This window comes from Ruminococcus flavefaciens (assembly GCF_900108555.1).
GTDB lineage: Bacteria > Bacillota > Clostridia > Oscillospirales > Ruminococcaceae > Ruminococcus > Ruminococcus flavefaciens_P.
On record NZ_FNWV01000012.1, the window covers coordinates 64408 to 85260 of the forward strand.

The 20853-nt window shown below is 42.1% G+C and carries 12 protein-coding genes; 4 read left to right on the forward strand and 8 right to left on the reverse strand.

The genetic code is table 11. The features are described 5' to 3' along the window. Positions 1-45 precede the first annotated feature (45 nt). The 4 genes from BLW60_RS13730 to BLW60_RS13745 all read right to left on the reverse strand — a co-directional run bounded on the left by BLW60_RS13730 (position 46) and on the right by BLW60_RS13745 (position 7869). A complete protein-coding gene (locus BLW60_RS13730; RefSeq protein WP_074718353.1) occupies positions 46-3564 on the reverse strand; it encodes a dockerin type I repeat-containing protein in 3519 nt (1172 codons plus the stop codon). Positions 3565-3586: 22 nt separating this feature from the next. After that, a complete protein-coding gene (locus BLW60_RS13735; RefSeq protein WP_074718355.1) occupies positions 3587-4720 on the reverse strand; it encodes a hypothetical protein in 1134 nt (377 codons plus the stop codon). Further along, positions 4710-5261 carry an RNA polymerase sigma factor gene (locus BLW60_RS13740; RefSeq protein ID WP_074718357.1) on the reverse strand — a complete coding sequence of 184 codons (552 nt, stop codon included), beginning with the start codon at positions 5259-5261 and terminating at the stop codon, positions 4710-4712. Before BLW60_RS13740 ends, BLW60_RS13735 begins: the two co-directional genes overlap by 11 nt. Positions 5262-5544: 283 nt before the next feature. After that, complete coding sequence (locus tag BLW60_RS13745; RefSeq protein ID WP_074718359.1) at positions 5545-7869, reverse strand: glucuronyl esterase domain-containing protein; 2325 nt, start codon at positions 7867-7869, stop codon at positions 5545-5547. Positions 7870-8505: 636 nt separating this feature from the next. On the opposite strand from BLW60_RS13745, the gene BLW60_RS13750 reads away from it, so the two are divergent. From BLW60_RS13750 to BLW60_RS13765, 4 genes are all read left to right on the forward strand, one after another. Continuing rightward, a complete protein-coding gene (locus BLW60_RS13750; protein WP_074718361.1) occupies positions 8506-9069 on the forward strand; it encodes an RNA polymerase sigma factor in 564 nt (187 codons plus the stop codon). A 13-nt stretch (positions 9070-9082) separates the two neighbouring features. Beyond that, positions 9083-10408 (forward strand): hypothetical protein, encoded by a 1326-nt coding sequence (locus tag BLW60_RS13755; RefSeq protein ID WP_074718363.1) that lies wholly within the window; start codon positions 9083-9085, stop codon positions 10406-10408. 159 nt (positions 10409-10567) lie between these two features. Next, positions 10568-15547 carry a S8 family serine peptidase gene (locus BLW60_RS13760; protein WP_074718365.1) on the forward strand — a complete coding sequence of 1660 codons (4980 nt, stop codon included), beginning with the start codon at positions 10568-10570 and terminating at the stop codon, positions 15545-15547. Between the two features lie 180 nt (positions 15548-15727). Next, entirely contained in the window at positions 15728-16174 is a 447-nt protein-coding gene (locus BLW60_RS13765; protein WP_074718367.1) for an Rrf2 family transcriptional regulator, read from the forward strand. Positions 16175-16216: 42 nt separating this feature from the next. On the opposite strand, the gene BLW60_RS13770 is transcribed toward BLW60_RS13765, so the two are convergent. The 4 genes from BLW60_RS13770 to BLW60_RS13785 all read right to left on the reverse strand — a co-directional run. Continuing rightward, positions 16217-16462, reverse strand: coding sequence for a hypothetical protein (locus BLW60_RS13770; protein WP_347496696.1), 246 nt, complete (start codon positions 16460-16462; stop codon positions 16217-16219). Further along, entirely contained in the window at positions 16459-16752 is a 294-nt protein-coding gene (locus tag BLW60_RS13775; RefSeq protein ID WP_139283429.1) for a hypothetical protein, read from the reverse strand. The genes BLW60_RS13770 and BLW60_RS13775 overlap by 4 nt, the downstream gene beginning before the upstream one ends. Before the next feature lie 370 nt (positions 16753-17122). After that, positions 17123-17974, reverse strand: coding sequence for a hypothetical protein (locus BLW60_RS13780; protein ID WP_074718373.1), 852 nt, complete (start codon positions 17972-17974; stop codon positions 17123-17125). Beyond that, a partial coding sequence (locus BLW60_RS13785; protein WP_242872888.1) for an RNA dependent RNA polymerase occupies positions 17974-20853 on the reverse strand: 2880 nt, incomplete at its 5' end. The genes BLW60_RS13785 and BLW60_RS13780, both read right to left, overlap by 1 nt.

The window sequence follows — 20853 nt, forward strand, 5'->3', positions numbered from 1 at the left end:
GTTTTGGGTAATATAAGTTTTTAGTATGCGATCGTAATACAGTTTTCAGGTTATTGCGTCAACACCCAAGCCGTTAGCTACGGAAATATCAAGTCCGTACCTTGCAACATTATCAAGTGAAAGTGCCTTGAATTCTTCCGAAGTTACATAGATCACAAGACGCTTCGGGTCGTTCATGTACTCATATCTGATACCCTGCTTATCGAGCTGCTTTACGGCTTCATTGGCTATGTACCTGTAATAAGCCTTTTCAGCTTCGTCATTTGCGATACGGTTTTCTTTCATCAATTCGTTGATATCGAGTCTGAGCTCTTCCTCAAGGAATTCTCCGTCAACGATATACTTTGAAAGGAGCTCTTCACCGAAGTATTCAACTCTGTCCTCATACCATTCCTGAGTCCATTTCATGCCGTTTGGAGCACCTGTTGTGTAGACCATTTCGCCGTATTTCAGTGTAGGGCCGTATCCCATAAGATCACGGAGCTTTGTCATGTACTCACTGTTATTAGCGTTTGCGTACTCCGATAATTTTTTGCCTTTATATACAAAGTTATAGTCAGGGCTCATTGAAAGCTTGAAGTTTATCGCGAGCACTTCATCACTTGGCTTGCGGAGCTTTTCATACAGGTTTGACATTACTTCCTTGCCGTTCCATTTAACATATATGGAGTCATAGAACATGATGTCATCATCGGATTTAGCCTCATAAGCTATCTGTGCAGCTTCCCGGCCGTTATTGCTGATACCGACACCGTTCTCACCTACATAGAAATACATTGTCTGCTCCATGCCTGTGAAATCACTTGGGGTATTAAGCGAGTTTTCTTCGTCTGCTTTCCAGCCAAATCTGAATGTGATACAGCCTGTGCTTCCTGTTTCGTAGTCGGAGAAGTCTATCTCAGCTGTTTCGTGGTAATAAAGGTCGTAACAGCCGATATTAGGGCTGATATCAAGTGTCCTCATATCTTCCTTTGTGAACTCTTTGGTGTACTCGCTTTTTTCACCGTTTATGAGTAGTCTCTCATCGTCGATTTTTTTATAGTTTTCGGTAGCCATGATGCTGTATTCGTGATGTCCTGAATTTGGATAGCCCTCGGAATCATAATCGGAATACTTCTGGCGTGATAAGATATCTCCCATAGCCATATCGACTGCGAGAACTTCGCCCTTTTCGCAGAAAGAATTGCAGTTCAGCACGAGCTTCTGAGTTGTAGAAGCAGCACTGCTTACGCTTTCATTTCCGATAAGATATTCGGAGTTGTCGATATCAGATGAATTGAGGTCAAGCAGCTTAGCCATATAAGTGTTATTCACATTTGGATAATCGGCAAGCAATGGATTACCTGTGAGTATATAAACGTGCTTGTCATCGAACCACTTTATCTGAGAAAGTTTGCCTTTTGTATAAATGTATAATTTGTCGTCAAATTCATAATATGCATTATCTGCATCTGTATCGGCATTTCTCATATCTGATTTGTTGATCTGAACATCTGTAAGCTTTTGATAAGCCAGGTAATCTTCTGAATAATGCGGACGATCATTTATTATCAAATCATAGGTCTTTCCTGAACCATCATTAAATATGTAGAAAAGTGAGAAAGTGTTATCGTACATCCAGTGACTGTTTATGGAGAACTGAACGAACTTTCCGTACTGAGTGAGCTGATCATAGGTAACTATCGTGTTTGCAAGGTCGTTTTCCTCGATATATTTTGTATATTCCTCATAGCTGTTGAAGCCTATTGTCGTAGGCTCGGAAGGAGTAATATCTTTTTCAAGGCTTACCTTTTCGCAGTCTAAAACATTGAGCAGACCTGTAAGATCAGCTTCGGTATCGAATGTTCTTACCTTGCAGTAATGACTGCTGTCAATGCTGAAAAATGCACTTATATCGTTTTTGCCGTTATCAAGGATAATGTACATATCATCAATAGTTTTTGCGACCTTGAAGCCCAGTCTGCTGTCAAAGTATTCCCTAAAGCTTGCCGAAGCATAATCTGAGTCATTCAGATAGTAGCATATCTGGTATTTCTTGCCCTTATAGTTCACATTATAAATTATGCCGATGTCCTCATAACTCATGCGCGGCATAAGAGTCATTCCGTTCAGCTGTATTTTTTCAGCACCGTATTTTTCTGTGAAATGATAGATATATCCCTCATTTTTGAAGCTTGCGAACATCTGCTTATAGCTGTCATGGTAGTGTTCATCATAATCCTTTAGATCATAATTGGCGATAGTAATGACAGCGTCATTAAGGCTTTTTACTCCGATAGGCTGAGTCACGGGAGTAAGGGGAGAGGTATCAGGCATTTCAAGTGAAGCAGTAAGCTTTGAGCCTTCGCCCTGAGTTACATATATCTTGCCAAGCTCAACGGACTTATCGCCATTTGTGCCCTTAACAGTTATCGCTGTTTCATAGTTCTCGGGATAGCGTAGGTCATCGGGAGTCCAGAAAATATAGCCGTTTTTGCCTATTTCATATGTTGTGCCCATATTTTTTATAGGTCCGCTTCCTGCTTTTGTATCCCAGTATGTGAAGTGACCGTCAGCGGCTTCGAGGGAAATATCATATTCGGGAGAATCAAATTCCAGTAAAATGCCGATACCCGACCAATTGCTCATAGCAGGATCGTAAGGAGTCCTTATTGATACGATATCGCCAAGAGAGGACTGTACATCGGACTGAGCACCGTATTCAGCGATATATCTGAGCTTTGCATCATCAGCACTTGCGCCGATAGCAATTGCCTTTTCACCTACATAGAAGCCGATTATTGTACTCATTCCAGAATATTTACTTGATGCATCATATGGATTTTTTTCATCATAGATCCAATAGAAATGGAAGTCTATGTTTCCCGAGCTGCCTATTTCATAATTGGAGAAATCTATCTCGGCAGTTTCGTGATGATATGAAGCATAGTCATCGTATTTACGGCTGATATCAAGGGATTTCATATCATCTTTTGTATACACTTTTTTGTATTCGCTTTTTTCTCCGTTTATGATAAGCGGGGAATTATCTATTTTCTTATATGTACCGAGATCGCAGGCGTTTATTCCGTATTCGGCGTGACCGGGAGTATCGAAAGTCGGATAGCCGCCGCATTCTTCATGATATGAGTAGCTGTCACCCATTGCAGCATCGACTTTGAGCGTTTCACCAGGCTTGCAGAAGGACTCATAGTTCAATACTATCCTCTGTGTAGGCAAAGGTTTACTGCTAACTGTAGAGTCGGTTATACCAAGCAGCATCTTCTGTATTGCCTGTGCATCGCCTACTGTAAGTCCGTCACCGTCCATATCCGCGTTTACCTTGCCCTGTGCAGTAAGGTGGCTTTCTGCTGTACCGCTTTCACCGTACTTGTTTGGATTTGCAAGAGCCTGCATAATGAGCACGATATCGGACATATCAACTTCTCCGTCGCAGTTGGCATCGCCTTTGACTGTAACAGCTGATGCAGTACTGTCGGCAGCATATGCAGCTATTCCGTCTGACAGTGAAGCTGATGCAAGGCAGGTCGCTGCAAGCATTATCGACATAAATTTCTTTTTCATAAGATCACCTCATACCTTTCATTTATAGAATTACGCTTTCGTAATCAAGCAGCTCTAAAAATGCGATAAGCTCATCTTTTGTGGTATATGCGGAAGTGTAAAAATAGTGTTCTTCGTCAATGAAAAATGCTGCGCTTACCTGACTTTGATCGCTTGAATAAATTATGCTATAGGTCTGATGTCCCACAACGACTTCATCATGTATCGATCGCTTAAATCGGTCGTAGAGATACTTTGGAACGTTGTATGGACTTTTTATAACAGAAGTATCGGCATATCTGAATGATACCTGATACGTATTTCCGTTGTAAACCACCTTGTACATGATACCTGTGTCTTCATATGCAGCATTCGGCAGAAGAATAACAGTATCTTTTTGCTCTAATTCGTCTGTATTATCTGTTACAGGACGATAAACAACACCGTCATTATTTAACCTGTCGAACATTTTTCGGTAGGCATTGCGATATTCCTCGGCATATGAGGAGACATCATTCTGCTTAATGGTATCTATAGCTTCGTCAGCACTATTAAAAATGATCGGCTGAGCATTAAAGCTCGGTTCGGGGTTAACAACTGATGAAGAAGTTGTTGCAACGCCGGGACCTTCTTGTATAATATCTGTAGTAGTAGAATTTGACGGTTTTTCCTTTTGTGCATCATCTGTGGTTGAAGTTGCAGGCTGTGTATGCGTAACAGTTACAGTCGTCTTAGTTGTTTTTGACGTTTTTATAGCTGTAGTCTTTGCAGTTGTCGGTGCAGTACTGCGATTTGTTGCTATAGGTGCAGCAATAGTTGTTGTTTGCACTTTATCTGCTGTTGCTGTAGTTTTTGAAGCAGTTACAGCTGTAGTAACAGTCACATTTTTACTGCTTGTCTGAGTTTCTGACTGCTCCTGCGTCGTGACCTCAGTAGTTACATTGTCAGCGTTGGTAGTCACGGTTATTATAGATTCGTCTATAGTTTCGGATACCATTGGGATAGAATTCATATTGCCAAAATGCTTCCAGCAGCTCAGTCCTATGCCAACGACCAGCACGAAGGCGGCTAAGACGGGGACAGTGCGCTTTATCAATAGTGTCCGTTTTTTCTTCTTCTCTTGATATTCGTCATATCTGGAAAGCAAGCTCTGATACATCTCATCATTATTCTTCATACTCAAAGCCACTCCTTTCCAATTCGGATCTTAACGCTTTTTTAGCGTTATACAGTAAAGCTTTTATCTGCCTGTCTGATTTTTTCATTATTATGGCAGCTTCACCATTGCTGAATCCTTCTAAATGGACAAGATACAGTACCTGACGGTATTCAAGTTTCAATCGGTGCAAAGCCTGATGCACCTTGCGTTTCTGTTCGGCTTTTATGTGATCGCTTTCGACGTTTTTTGCATCAGCAAGATATTCCTGTGATTCCAGCGGAACGACACTGAGCTTTTTGTGTTTTCTGAGATATTTAGCGGTAGTATTACGCCCTATAGCGTACAGCCATGTTTTGAAAGAGCTTTTTCCCGAGAACTTAGGACGCTTTGTCATAAGTTCAAAAAAAGTGTCCTCTGTCAGCTCCTCAGCCGTGTGAATATTCTGGACAAAGCTGTTCAGATAGAGCATGAGACCTGTTCTGTATTCGCATACTATCTCGCGCATTCCCTCATTGTCGCCCGCAAGGAAACGGCGGTAGCTACTTTCACCGTTATCCATACGGGAACCCTCCTCTCAGGGGTGGAATTTGATCCTTTACTTATTAGTACCATTTTTTACGGAAAAGTCAAAGCAGAAATAAAAATTATTTATTTTTAACTATTATATCATAGCTTATCATGCTTTACAATACATAAATGATGAACAAAAAACGGCACTTTCGATCATTCGAGAGTGCCGTTTTTATATTTTGATTTGTCCCTTACTTAAAACCCAAAAAGTAAATTTTAAAAATCAAAAAGTGCAGATCATTTTTTCTGATATTGCCTTAATTAATGTGACCTCAATACAGCCACTTTGATGTGAACGTATCCTGATAAGAGTCCTTGTTTTTTGGAAGGTCAAAGACAGATGTTTTAAGCTCATCAAGGTTCATCTTAGGCTCTATGCCGTATACGTGATAATCGAAATACTGTACCATTTTCTCGACGTCTTCTGCTATGACTGCGTGACCTGATTTATGGATATTTATAGCAAGATGATCGCTGAGCCCAACATAATCCCATACGTGCTTCATACCGAGGTAAGCCATCCATACTGACGGAGCATTTACCCAGTCTTCGCTCTCGCATGAGCCGATTATAAACAGATATCTGTTAGGATCACAGCAGAGAGATCCCAGCATATGCTGATCCATTGGGAACTGTTCGGCATTTCTGAACTCCATGAATCTTCCGTTGAACCAGCCCTGCTCGCCTGAAGCCTGTAAGCTTCCGAGGGGCTCGTTCTCCTTGTATGTATAAGATGAAGATCCGCCCTTGCTGGAGAAGTCATAGGTCTTTCCGACGGAGCTGTAGCGATACAGTGCCAGACCGCCTGCACCAGAGCATGAAGGAGCACACATCTTGATACGTGTATCAAATGCTCCGCAGACAGAAGCGGCTTTACCGTATCTTGAAACACCTGTAACGATAGAGCTGTCAGGATTGATGTTCAGTTCCTTTGCGGCTCCATTGTAAAGAGCGTCGAGTATCCTGCCGATTCCCCATGACCATGCCATAAGATCACCAGTCTGCTCGTCCCAGTTCCTTCCATAAGGATAGAGATCATAGAAAGCACCCTTATGCTGGTTGTTGTCCTGTGCAGTTCCCGGAGCGCTGAACATTCCGTCACTATCGTATGTGATCACTGCATAGCCATTTGAAGTTGCTGTGCTTTCAGAAATACCCTTGTGCATACCAAGAATAACAGGAGCTCCGCCTTCATGGCGAACATTCTTAGGAAGATTTATAACTGCCTTGAATGAAGCTGTCTTGCCTGTACTCTTGCGCTTAACGTTGATAGTCATGCTATTGCCGTTTATGCTGTAAGTAGTTTCGTCATCAGAGCCGTCTATCCACTTGCCATACATATAGTATTCATACATACAGCTTATTTCGCTCTGACGCTTCCACCAGTCGTCCGCAGACTCTACCTTTGAGCCGTCCATGAATATGAAAGGATCGGGAACGTCTTTTGAACTCTTTAATTGATTTACGGCAGGAAAGTCATAACTCTTAGGATATTCCTTCTGAGGAGATGAAGATGCCGTTACAGTCGGGAACTCTTTGATATTTCCGAGGATATAATCCGACAGGAGCTTTATGTCGTCCTTGTCGATATCCTTGTCGCCGTCGATATCTCCGCGGCTGAGAGCGTCCGAGTCGGGTTTTTCTGCAAGAGCAGCCTTTCTTATCCTTACAAGATCAAGAGAGTCGATAACTCCGTCTGAATTAACGTCTCCGCGTATGATCTCCGTATTGCTCGGTGTGGGCTCTGTGGGCTCTTCAGGAGTAGTTGTAACTGTGCCGTTTAGATATGGCTTGATCGTATCGAACCAGTATTTGCCCATTTTTTCATAGCCGCCTGCGTTGGGGTGAACTCCGTCCGCAAGGTCTTTCGTTCCGTCTATTACGCTGTGGATATCTGCAAATATAACGTTTTTGCTGCTGTATTCGTTTGCAACTTTCTTCACGAGTTCGTTATACTTTGCGATATCACCGTTTTTACTGCTGTTGTTGCCCCAGCCCGAATTGCCGAGGTCGGGAATTGTCGTCAGGAATATTTTTCCGTCAGTCGGCATTTTCTCTCTGAGATAGTCGAGAAGTGTGTGAAGATGCTCCTCCGAGTCAGTAACGTGTCCGTTATTGACATCGTTAGTACCGATCTGGAGCAGGATAATGTCGGGAGAATACTTTTTAATGTAATCTCCGCCCTGCATTGTTTCGAGGATACCATTCAGCTGTCCCATCCAGCCGCCTTGCATATTAACGATCGTATAGCCGCTGTAGCCTGCATGATTATCGTCATAAGTCACGCTCTTACCATTATAATTGAAGGCGGCACTGTCCTTTCCCTCAGGACCGACAAGGTCAACATTGCTGTATCCGTTCTGCTGAAGGAAGTAACTGAGGTACTTTCTGTAGCCTCCCTCATCAGCCATTCCGTAGGTTATGGAATCGCCGAGCGGCATTATTTTGATCTTATCGTATGCTGCTGAAGTATTTGATAATGAAAAGGGGAGCATGGAAGTGACGAATGAAGAAAATGCAAGAGTTATGGCAGTAAAGATCTTTACCAGCTTTAAAGAGATACTCTTTGAACTTTTTGAACATCTTTGCTTAGTCATTATTTCCCTCCTGATTATTTAATTAAATTTCCTCTCCGGATAATGGCTTGCACTTTGTGAAATTATGATCCCTCCTTAGACAAAACGCAAGGAATAATGCACAAAAATATATAAATTTATTTGTGTGTGCTGTAAGTTATCGCTGACTTTAATATACATTAAAATACATGGAAAGTAAAGATGATATGGCTATAAAAGCAACTTTTGGTCAAAAAACAGCAATAAATGATTACCCGTATAGCAATATGTTTACTGTATCTAAATAATAATGGTATTATAATGATTACTGTTGGTCAAAAAATGCTTCGGTGCAATTATTTTGACTATAATTATATATGTTACTTAATAAACATGATGCTTTTGTGCTAATGAGCGTAAAACAAAACAACGTATTTACGTTAAATAATAAGCACTGATGATCGTTTATTTAACATTAGTGCTAAAAATAAAGACTTAAACTTTATTTGGTATCGGGTAAATATGAGATTTCTGTTTTCGCTTTCTTACAATTGGAAAAATTTAACAAATATTTGGTTAAATAATAAAAATATATTTTTATATGCTACACTTTTATGTTATAATGTAAATATATATAATGAATGCTTTTTTACGAAATGCGAAAGGAGGAAACAAATATTGAAGCAAAGCGAGTACCGTGATCTTTTAGTAACTGATAAAAGTAAAGCTCAGCGCATTTTATTCGACGAATATCTCAACTACGTTTATACAATTGCATTCAACCGATTGCGAAGCTGCGGCAGCCTCGAAGATGTAGATGAATGTGTAAGTGACATTTTTAAAGATGTATTTGATTCATATGAATATAAACCAAATCAAAACGATGATATCAAGGGATTTATCTCAACTGTAGCGTTGAGGAGATCCGCAGCATACTACCATAAGCTTTGCAAAAACAAAAACAGCATTTCATTGGATGATGAGAATACCAATGCTTTTCCGTCAAATGAAAATATATCCGAATCCGCTGAAAAAGAAGAAATACGCCAAACGCTATTGAAACTTATAGACAGTCTCGGCGAACCCGATTCAACTATAATAATACAGAAGTATTACTACGGACGGAGCTCATTTGAAATATCAGGATTTGTTTCACTTTCACCTGCAATGATAAGAGTTCGCAACAGCAGGGCTTTGAAAAAGCTGCGCAGATTACTTTCGGACAATGAAATAGTGATTTGAAGGAGAGTTATTTATGAACAGGAAATTAGATCTTAGAATCCTTGAAAACTGTGATATGAAAACGCTTGAAGTACTTTCGCGTAAATACAAGGCAGTAGATGATAAAGAGGCTGAAAAGATATTCAGACGTATAGAAAATGATGCAGACTATTATGAGGACGTACAGGTACATAATATTGAGCCGTATCACCGTCCTGTGTGGAGAAAGGTATGTTCTGTTGCTCTGCCTTTGGCAGCAGCTGCAATAGTTGTAACGGGCGGTGTATATTTTAATTCTCAGCTGGAAAACTACAAAAATACAGATGATATTTCGGAAACCGATACTATGTCAGGCAGCGTTGAAAATTCATATGCGGCTATATCAGTAACCGATGATTATAAAGGTACTATTCTCGGTATCAGCAACTGGCATATTGAAAAAGAGGATATCTATGAATATGACAATTCTGTGAGGATCACATTCATAGACGATGATACAGGCAATGAATTTGCTTATTCTGAAATAAAATCAGGTGAAAAATATGCTTATCTCGTAGATCTTGATAATGACGGAACTGATGAGATGATCTGTAATCATATTAGGGCAGTAGTCTACGGAGAGAATAATAATCACGCTGCAGTGTACAGACTCAGAGACGGAATGCTTGAGGCAGGAAAAATTATTAATAATTATGAGCATATTTTAGAAGAACATGATATCAGTTTATCTTCTTATGTAGATTTTTCAGATGAATATTCTCCCGAAAAGAATAAGTTTATTTTTAAAAGCAGCTACATTGATACAGAGTATGAACTCGGAATAGAGGATTATTCATTCAGTCCCGCATTTCTCTATCCGTATTATATTAGGGATAATACCGGGTATTTGCTTGGCGTTAAAAATTGGCATATCAGTAAGGAAAGCGTTACTTCCGATATAGAGAATACTTATTTTATCAATGATGTTACAGGAGAGAAATTCGTAGAATTTACAGGATATAAAGATAAGACTTCCGTATTCCTTGCTGATCTTGAAAATGACTCTGCACCTGAGGTGGTATGTAATTATCAGTGGAGTGAAGATCAGGAGAACATGAATAATCATGTGAAGATATACAGGGTAAATAAAGGCGTATTGGAGTGTGGAGAGTTCCTTAATGATCTTGAAGCTTTTGAAAAAGCGGCAAATATCGAGCTGGATAGCTGTGATGATTTCACCGAATATTATAATACCGATAAGAACAAGATAATGCTGAAAAAACAGGGCGAAGATACTGAATACGAACTCGGTATCGAATACTATCATTTTAAACCCGTAGACCTGCAGGACACAGTACAAACAGGCATAGATACGGAATGATCGGATATTAGTTAAAGATGTATAAACATATCTCAGATAATGTTTTATCAACTACATAGTACATTTTCAAAGGAGGACACGCTTATGTAATTCACAAATTCAACTTACGTAAACACTGTATTTACTACAGCATTTTAATCAGAAAGGATCGATGATAAAATGAAGAACATTACACGCCATTTGTTAAGCATGACAGCTGCTGCGATGATCGGCGGAGCATCAGTACTTAACTGCGGACTTTCAGCTGCATTAGCAGCGTCTGAATACGAAGCAGTGCAATCCGATGATCTCGTCTCTGTCATAATCAGTCTCAGCGGAGAAGCTTTGCTTTCAGGAGAAGAAGCAGCAGAACAGGGAACGGATTTCCTTGATACTGCCGAGTCAGATGAAAAGGCTGAGGCGCTCCGTCAGATAAGCAGTGAAGCAGAAGCCTCACTCAGGACCCTCTATCCTGATCTTGAGGTTGGCTATCACTATAACGTTCTCATGAACGGCTTTTCGTGCAAGCTGCCTGAAAATCTTCTGGATCAAGCAAGGTCATGCCGCTGGGTAGAAAGCGTAACAAAGGTCAAGACTGTGAACACGATCAAGCCTCAGCTCTACACAGCACCCGAACTCAGCGAAGTCAACTATTTCGGAGAGACGACAGGTTACTACGGAGAGGGCGAGGTCATAGCTGTTCTGGACTCTGAATTTGATGTCACTCATAGTATGTTTGCTCCCATAGATGAAAAGGAGAACAAACTCACAAAGGACGATATAATCGCCGTATCAGATGATCTTAATGTAAAGATCGATCCCGATAAGGCATATATCAGCAGTAAGCTGCCGTATGTAATTGACTATGCCGATGATACACCGTATGAATACGCTGATATGAAGGAATATCACGGTACTCACGTTGCAGGTATTGCAGCAGGCGATAAGATAAGTGATGACAATGGCGCAGAACTCTCAGGTATTGCAAAAGACGCTCAGCTCGTAATGATGAAGGTATTCAAACAGATGCATTTTGATGAGATAAGCGGAATGTCTGTCAGTGCGGTTGATTCAGATGCAGTCCTTGCAGCTCTGGAAGATGCTGCAAAGCTCAAAGCTGATGTTATCAATCTCAGTTTCGGAAGTGCTTTGGCTGATCCTGAAAATGAGCCTTACAGGAATACTATTGCAGCCCTCGATAATGCAGGTATCGTAGTAGTTACAGCAGCAGGCAACGACAGCAATAACATTAACGGACATGGAGAGTACTGTGATATAGATACATCATCACCCGATACTCATACAATTGGCGAGCCGTCAGGATTTAAGGAGGCATTATGTGTTGCTTCCGCCAATAACTCTGTCTGCCGTGTTCCGTGTTTCATGATAGAAGGCATTGATGATGAGATCGCCTTCAATGAGTGCGACAACAGTAAACTCAGCGATTATCTGAGCGATGAGGTATATGAATATGTATACTGCGGCATTGGTGCGCCCGAGGATTTTGAGGGTAAAGATGTCGAAGGAAAGATAGCTCTTATCGACAGAGGAACTTTAAGCTTCGTGGAAAAGGCAGTCAATGCTCAGCAGGCAGGAGCTATTGCAATGGTCGTATGCAACAACATTGAAGAAGACAGCCTCGCTACAATGGCAATGGACGAATTTTACTTCCCGTCTGTGTTTATCTCAATGAATGACGGAAATAAGATGAAAGAGGCTGAGTCCAAAAAGATACGCTTGGACAGTACATTAAGCATAGCTACTCCGCTTGACGGCGGCATCAGCGAATTCAGCTCTTTCGGACCTGCAGAAGATCTTACGCTCAAGCCTGATATCGCAGGTATCGGCGGTGCAGTTTCATCTGCCGCATATGACAACAAGATAATGCAGCTTGACGGTACTTCTATGGCTTCACCATATGTTGCAGGCTGTGCTGCTGTATTCGATCAGTATCTCAGGAAAAACGGCTTGGAGCTCACAGGTGCTGAAAAGACAGCATTCATCAAGAATCTTATGATGAACTCTGCCGCACTTTTCTCAAACAGAGATGTATATGAGAGTCCGAGACGTCAGGGCGCAGGACTTGTGAATATGAAAAATGCGCTGAATGACAGAGTTATCCTCACGGGCAAGGACGGTCTTGCCAAGGTGGAATTGAAGGATAATATCACGGATAAATTCAGTTTTGATATTGATATCAATAACTTCACCGATCAGGACGTTGAATTCAAGGAAGCAAAGCTGGTACTGACAGCTGAGGACGGTGCTGGGGCTGAAGGGGACGAATCAGGACAGCTTTCAATCAGCGGAGCAAGCAATATCGGTGTCACAGCTGATCTTTCATCTCTTCTGAAGGCAAAAGCACAGGAAAGCAGAAAAGTAACAGTCAGCGCACAGCTTTCAGCTGACGATATTAAAGCACACAGCGCAAACTTTCCCAACGGTTTCTTTGTTGAGGGATATCTCATACTCAGCGGTGCAGAAAACTGCTGCGATATCTCTGTCCCTGTACTGGGATTTTACGGAGACTGGGCACAGGTGCCGATCTTCCATAATGGTACAAAGGACCTTGAACCTTATGTCTTTTATACACAGACAGGTGACGGAACATTACCTGCTTCTGATTCGTTTGCAGCTAATGTTGAAGCTTTATACAAGCTGCTCGGAAGACTTCCTGCTGAGGCGGCAGATGAAGTAGCCATGTCACCGTTTGCAATTCAGCATTATTTTGATGATGAATACAATGCTACACTCGCAGAGTGCAAGAATGAAAGCATATATCTCTCTCCTGATAAGGACGGAATGGCTGAACAGCTTGAAATATCCTATTCTCTGCTGAGAGCTGCAAACACTTCAGGCATTAAGATCTATGATAAGGACAACAAGTTGGTATCAGAATCAGATGACGACTCTCTGCTGCCTCCGTATATGCCGATAATCTATTTTTCCGAAACTAAGATCGGAGATCTTGCAGACGGCACATACAAGGGCGTGATTGAAGGATATATCAACTATGAAGGTGCAGATAAGAACCCACAGAAATATGAAGTTCCTATCGTGATAGATAAAACAGCACCTGTACTTGAACTCAAAACAAAGGAAGAAAAAGGCAGAAAACTTCTTGAGATAACTTCCACAGATAAGAATATTGACGGACTTTATATAATGGGCAAGGGCAATGGAGGAATTGCAGGGGAGTATACGGCAGAAAGCCCGAAGCTCACAGAGATGAAAGACATCGACCGTACATTAAGCGCAATTTATATCCCGAGTTATGGTACACCTGAGGAATTCAGAAATCCTGTAAGATCAGACTCTCTCATTATAAATGCGATCATGGGAACAGCTGACGCATATGAAAAGGATATCATTGAGTCGTATGACTTCTCGGATATCCTTCCTGCATACAAATATGTTGGCGAAGACGGAAGTGTTTCTGTTACATACGATGTTACAGACCTTGATGAGTATCTTGTAGCAGCTATGGACAAGGCGTTCAATACTACCGAGATCATGTCGGACGGCCGTGATATCACACATCTTAAAACAGGATTATGGTGGGCAAAGAACGGCGGAGAAAACGATGTTTACTATGATTTCCTGAACAGCAATGCAGGAAATATCTATTATCAGAGCGGTGCTCCCGAGAAGAGCTTTACATTTGAACAGAAGGGCGATTCTGTTACTATGAAGATCTCCGACGAAAAATCATCAGAGACACGAACAGGAAAAATATCCTTTACAGATAAGAAAAATGCAGTGATCGCATGGAATGACGGCGTTACCGAGAAGATGTACTTTGCAGGCTCCGACGGTATTGGCATTGCCGATCACATCACTACACCCGAAATGAAAGCTATCGTAACTGCATACCACAATGCACACAGCAAGAGCAAGGCTGAATCAGCTGAGGTAACATACGATAAAGACGGAATGGGTATCGTACGTCTTATGGATAAGGACGGCAGCGTTATCGCTGAGTATTCCTCTTTCGACAGATTTGAGAATACAGCAGTTGATCCTGACGGCAAGCCTGTTAAATTTGTGTACATCAGAAATGGCTTATATCGTGTGACACAGGATATTGATCTCAGTTCAAAGCACTATTATGTCATCTTCAAAAAAGACGGCAAAGCAATTGTATACTCTGCTGAAGAAGGCGAAGAATGGAACTGCACAGCAGAATACAATGATACTTCTATAATCTGCAACAAGGGCAAGGACGATGAAGCGACTTTAAATGTTACATACGATAGTCTCACAAAATTATCTGTAACATTTGATGACGGAAGCAAGTATAAACTTACATATGAGCCGAATTACAGTGCTGATGATGTTAAGATATATACAATAGCAGATATGGAAAAAATGGCGGCAGACTACTGCGAACGTATATCGGGAATTCGTCCTGAGATCGCATTTGCATCATTTGATGAAAATAACAAATACATGATACAGTTCATGGACGGTCAGGGCTTCACAGTTGATCCTATCGGCGGAGAAAGCTTTGACATGAACGGAAACAAGATAGACCTTACGGCTCTTCCCGAGATAAAGGATCTCTTTACTCCGGGCCTCTGGAGCTGCAGTACAGATGACGGTCTGAAATACTACAGCATAGACGGCAAGGGCAATATCACAGTTATCAATACTGAGGACGGTTCTGAGGAGAAGATCAAGTATAACTGGATCGGCTTAAAGACAGTAGAACTTACCTCAAGTGATAAGACAGAAGTAGCTGCCGTAGCAGTTCTTTCCGATACTGAGATAACACTTACAAGATCGTCTGCTCAGCCGGATGTGCTGACATATGTCGGTGAAAAAACTATAGACCAGATCAAATGCTATAGTGATAAGCAGCTTGCAGATATGGCAGCAGCTGACCGCAGCAAAAAAGCAGGCAAGAATGTTAAGGTATCCAATACAGCAAGCTCAGCAGACGGCACAGTTGTCATAGATCTTGATGACGGTTCTGAGTACAAAATAGATCGTTTCACAGGTACAGGCACTGATGAAAAGGGCAATGCTGTAGATCTTCCTCAGACAGGAATGAACTCTCTCGGCTTAGCTGCAGCAAAAGCCGCAGCAGGTATCCTTATAATCCTTGGCGCAGCAGCAATGTATGTTTCAGGCGTATTCCGCAGAAAAAAAGACTGCTGATAAGCGTTAATCAACACAAAGCTCCCAAACAGCATTTATTGTTGTTCGGGAGCTTTTCCTTTTTGAAAAGCATAAAGCTATAGAAATAATCTATAACTCAAATACTTGATATGATATTTGATTTATGGTATACTTAGTATGTAAATCGGAATACTAGAATATGATAACGGAGGTGAATTAATGAAAGTTTCAACCAAAGTAGAATGTGGAATTATAGCACTTATTGATATTGCCGTAAACTCGCAATATGAACGTGTAGTCAAAGTCAATGCCATTGCAGACAGAAACGATATTTCTGCTAAGTATCTTGAACAGATCATTCCTCTGCTAAAACAATCAAATATCATAAGCAGTGTAAAAGGAGCAGGCGGCGGTTACACTTTAACACGAGAGCCTTCAAAGATTACTCTTAATGAAATAGTAAACGCACTTGATAATTCGCTCCTTTCATTGACTGTTTTTAATGATAATCTGATATCTGAAGCCAATACTGCAATAAATGAATGTTTATGGAAGCCAATAAATGATTATTTTTGCAGTTTTTCCGAAAAACTCACATTAAAAGATCTGATAGACAGATTTAATGAGCTGAAAAGTTCAAGTTCTGATCTGATGTATTATATATGATCTTTTATAGAAAAACGGCAGCGTTAAGCTGCCGTTTTCATTTTATTTTCTTACTTTTTCAGCAAGGATATTTCTTACTGTGTGCTTCGGATCTTTTATGAGGATATATACTACCCATACAACCAGTGCAAGTGCAACTACCGATATGCCGAGGAAAGCATCATTGAGCATATCCTTTGCAGCAGGTTCAAAATACTCTGCGCCTACCTCTATATACTCAACGACTGCATCAACGAGCCACATGAGAGAAGCTCCCCAGAACATATAGAGCAGTACACCTGTTTTCAATTCTCTTGCTTTTGCACTTGAATACCATATAACAGTTGAAATAACTGCTGCGATAACCCATATATTATCGCCAGAATATCGCTGTTTATCATTCGCCTATATTCAATCTCAAACTCACTTGTGTCTGGAAAAGCAGGCTTGCGGTAATAAATACTCGTTGTTGTATCTTTGGATATAGTATCATTACCATGTGCTATTTCCCAGTTCACAGCAGATATAGTAACCTTATATTCTGAAAATAGATCTACATTGAAACGAAAAAAATCTGCTTTATGATTGAATTTTTTCATAATGTAGTCTACCGTTTTGTCATATGAATATGTAATAATTAGGATTTTAGACATACGCACCGCCTTTAATGTTAAATGCATTGACTCTGTTGGTTGTTAATGAGAATTTATATGCATGTTTAGCCATAATCCAAATTGGTTTTAGAGAAAGAAACACTGAAAACAATCAAACAACCTATTTATAAAAAATATTTTTTTCTACATAATATATTATACTTCATATATGTCAAAAAAGCAAGATATTACCAGCATATGCGTACATACTTCTCTCCAAAGGTTATTCAACTTCCACAGACAAAGCTATACTTTTTAATCATATAAATTAATTACTCTTAATTATAATTTTTTACATTGACATTCAAACTGCCTCTCAAAGTGTGCCGTATCTGGCAAAAGCTCTCATCACCCTACACACCCCAAAGCTCTGCTTATCCCGTTCAAGTAAGGTGTCAGGGAACAAATTGAGCCACTTGTGGCTGAAACTGGTATTTCCGAAGTAAGCATCAAAGTTGGAAACAGGCAGGATAACATAGTCCGAATCATCGGGCTTGTTGGCGATGCAGTAAGCGATAACAGTTTCCGCAACCTCATAAGGTAGACCGTCAGGCAGCAGGGTCTTTATACGCTCTTTTTCATCATCAGAGAAAGCAAAAGTCTTATCCGCCAGCGGTCCGAGCTCCAGAGCGTCCGCAAGTACATCATCAAACCGTAGCACCCACGCACCCTTGGTCTCGGGCGAGTAAAGCGATACCTGATACTGCTTCACCTTATCTCTCCAAGCAGCATCAAATTTAGTTTTCAGCGGCTCAGCGTTGGAGAGAGTAGTCTTGCTCATGTTTTCACTGTTCTTTGTGATGAACCTTTCAACCTTGTGAACGTGCCTGTAAAACCAGCCTTTTCCTGTTTTATCCACCAATTCGGGAAACTCCTCATGCAAATCGCAAAAATCAGTCCTGAACTGCCACTCCTCCTTCGGAGCGGCAGTTTTTTTGTCTGGAATACTGCACCACGCACAGAGAGCTCGCCGTGCAAAGTTCACATCGGGAGTACCATTTTTGAACATATACCCCCGAGCGATAATAGTCAGCACACGGCTCAGACCCGTGAAGTCCTTCATCATCTCAAAGCTGAAACGTCCGAGGAAGGAAAGGTCACGCTTGCCGCTGCACTTGTACACAGGCTTATTAGTGTAAGCCTTGAATTCTTCAATTTCGTTCAGCATTATTTGTCCCTCCTGACGTGCTTTTCGATCCTGTCATACAGCAGATCGAAGAGCACTTTTCTTTTGCCCAGAGCAACTATGTACCTGACTGCTTCGTCAGGCTTCATTACGGCTTCTATCAGCTTTCGGCACTCGCCAGCAACTGCGTCACGGTAGTACGCATTCACGGATTTATTGAGAAAAGCCTCCATAAGCCGTATGAACTCAGGCGAATCATCGTCGCGGATAAGCCGTTTCCTGTCCGTGAGGTTGTTTTCATCGTCAATGTCAGCTATGAGGTCAATGAGAACACGGTAACCTCCGAAACGGAAGTCACTGAAAAGCGGATAATACCGTTCAAGCTCAGGTATCAAGTCTGCGAGAAAATCTTCACGCTGTTCCTTGGGCGTCAAGTGCCAGTTCTTAGCCTGCAGCTCCTGCCTGATAGCAGTTATCCTCTCGGCGGGTATACCCTGAAAAAGGGTATACAGCATATCTGCGTCGTATTCACGATCCTGACCGCGGCTGTACAGTATGCGCTGAATGTCGCCTCTGCGCTGTCTGTCCTTTATCGGCTGACCGCAGGCTCTGATGCGTGACAGACACCGTTCATAGTCGGTAATAATAGCAGACAGCTTTCTCATTTTATCGCCGTTCAGCTTGTCCTTCCATTTTTCATCTTCTGCAAATGTAAACAGTTCGCTGTCATTGGCAGGCTTGTCAACCACAGGAGTCGTATTCTTACCCAGCATATACGCAAGATAGGGCAGACGCTCCACATTGGAGTCAACCTTGTTCCAATCGGTATCAGCGAAGAACTTCTCGAACTGCTCCTCGAAGGTCGGCTCGTACCATGCACGGCGTCCCTCACTCTTTTCGAGAAGGCTTTTGTACTTCAAGAACTTGCTCTTGGCGACAGTCTTAGTGCCGAGATATTCCGTAAGATCAGGCTTCACTCCGCTCTTGGCTGAGTCTATCTCCAGACCTGTGAGGATAGCAAGCGTTTCCGTCTCCTCGCGGCATTTGTCGCGGAGCTCGTCGTCGGAGTTCTCATTGTATGCGATTATGCTTCTGTTAAGCGCGGCGTTGGATATCTGTCCCACGCGAGAAGAAAACGCGCTCTTGACCGTTTCAAAACGCGCCTGCCAGTCGGTGGCATCACGGATAACAGGTTCAGCACTTGGTATTTTCAACAGCGGAGTATCAGCCCTTGAATTTCTCTTGACACAGCGATTTACGATAGGATCCGAGATAGTTTTTATCATATCTCCGTCGAAGTCCGCACCGCCGAGACGCTCCGCAGTCAGCGAATCCCAGTTCACCATAACCACGTCAGTGAGGTGACTGAAATAATACTTCCGCATATTCTCAACATCGGGATAGACTTGCAGCTGAACCTCTTCGTTTCGGGAAATGTGCGGATTTCGCAGGAGCGTACACTCCTCGCTGTGCGAATATGCCATGGACGGAGCATAGAAAGCATTCTTCTCAAAATCGCTCTGCACCGCACCATTGTAGAAGTTGCGCTGACTTGTGTTTCGCTTTGCCTTTTTTGGTATAAAATCTTTCAGGAAACCGAGAAGGTCTGCGGAAAGATAGCGATTGTCACCTGCAACGATAAGACGTCCGAGAGCATATTGTTTCAGAACAGCCTGCGCCCGTGACTTCAATCTGTCAGCATAAACAGGCTCTGCAATGAACTTCGGATTTTTCTCCAGTATCTTTTTGAGATAGTAGTCTTTGCTTCCTCGACTATACTTCCTGCCTGCGAAAAAGCTCAGGCGGTACTCCCTGTCAGTGCAAAGCCTGTGGTATTCACGTTCAGTTTCCTTGGTGAGCCAATGACGGTTATCATTCACAGGAAATGATAACGGCAGGTCAAGCGGTCGGAACTCGTCCGATGCCATTGAAAGTGTGTTAAGAAATTGATAGTTCAGTTCCGTGAACTTCTGCGGACTGTCTTTGCTTACACCAGAGATGTACAGAGCGTGCCTGTATCTGCGGAATGCGTCCCAATAGTCCTCCCAGCTCATATTGTTATCGCAGAGCCAACTGTAGCCCTTGAACATACTCTTGGTTAGGATAATATCAACGTCAGCAACCTTGTGCTCAACTCCCCAGATGTCGGTGAGCGTTACAACTCCTGCGCTCTTGAAAAAGTCGTGAATATCTATCTGATGCAGCATTCCCTTGATGTACGGCAGTCGTATCTGAAACGAGGTATGCTCGCCGTTCAGCTTTTTATTGATGACCTTGGCGAACTCCTTGGAGATAATGCCCTCTCCGTCATAACCGAGAATATCCACACTCTCCCTGTGCTCAACACGATGATACTTCCGAACGGCATTGTCGCTGCCATCGTCTTCAACAGTGATAACATCTGTGTCGTGAACAGTGTGTTTTTGATTATCCACAACGATAACTCTGTGCGGCTTGTCGATGTTTATTCCATCAACACGAATGCCGCCTGAGAGCATAAGTCCGTTGTATGCGTACAGCTTGCTGAGCTGACACTTGGTTATCTCCATGCCGAGGCGAATGCGCTCTGTGACCTTCCAGAAAAGGTCCTCACGGATAAATGACAGCACAGCATTTCTGCTCATGCTTGCGGAGCGCTCAAACGCAACGTACTTGTGCATACCGTTGCCGAAGTCTATCTCCACACCTCTGTTCGTGAAAAGTGCCGCAGCCTTCTCTTGGAGCTGTGCATAGTAAGGGTGCGATGCGTCTCGGTCAAACACCTGTGAGAAGTCTGCGTAGAAAATAACATCGGAAAGGTCCGTCACAAGTTCAGCGCCGTCATATTTGAAATCGTCACCGTGCAGCACGCACATTATCTGATAGAAAAGTGCGTTGTCGTCCTGCTCGTGTGCGGAGTGTTTTAGACAGCTCCGCAGTGC

Coding starts and splice junctions, on each gene's coding strand:
- BLW60_RS13730 (WP_074718353.1), bottom strand. CDS start 3,564: ATGAAAAAGAAATTTATGTCGATAATGCTTGCAGCGACCTGCCTTGCA.
- BLW60_RS13735 (WP_074718355.1), bottom strand. CDS start 4,720: ATGAAGAATAATGATGAGATGTATCAGAGCTTGCTTTCCAGATATGAC.
- BLW60_RS13740 (WP_074718357.1), bottom strand. CDS start 5,261: ATGGATAACGGTGAAAGTAGCTACCGCCGTTTCCTTGCGGGCGACAAT.
- BLW60_RS13745 (WP_074718359.1), bottom strand. CDS start 7,869: ATGACTAAGCAAAGATGTTCAAAAAGTTCAAAGAGTATCTCTTTAAAG.
- BLW60_RS13755 (WP_074718363.1), top strand. CDS start 9,083: ATGAACAGGAAATTAGATCTTAGAATCCTTGAAAACTGTGATATGAAA.
- BLW60_RS13760 (WP_074718365.1), top strand. CDS start 10,568: ATGAAGAACATTACACGCCATTTGTTAAGCATGACAGCTGCTGCGATG.
- BLW60_RS13765 (WP_074718367.1), top strand. CDS start 15,728: ATGAAAGTTTCAACCAAAGTAGAATGTGGAATTATAGCACTTATTGAT.
- BLW60_RS13775 (WP_139283429.1), bottom strand. CDS start 16,752: ATGAAAAAATTCAATCATAAAGCAGATTTTTTTCGTTTCAATGTAGAT.
- BLW60_RS13780 (WP_074718373.1), bottom strand. CDS start 17,974: ATGCTGAACGAAATTGAAGAATTCAAGGCTTACACTAATAAGCCTGTG.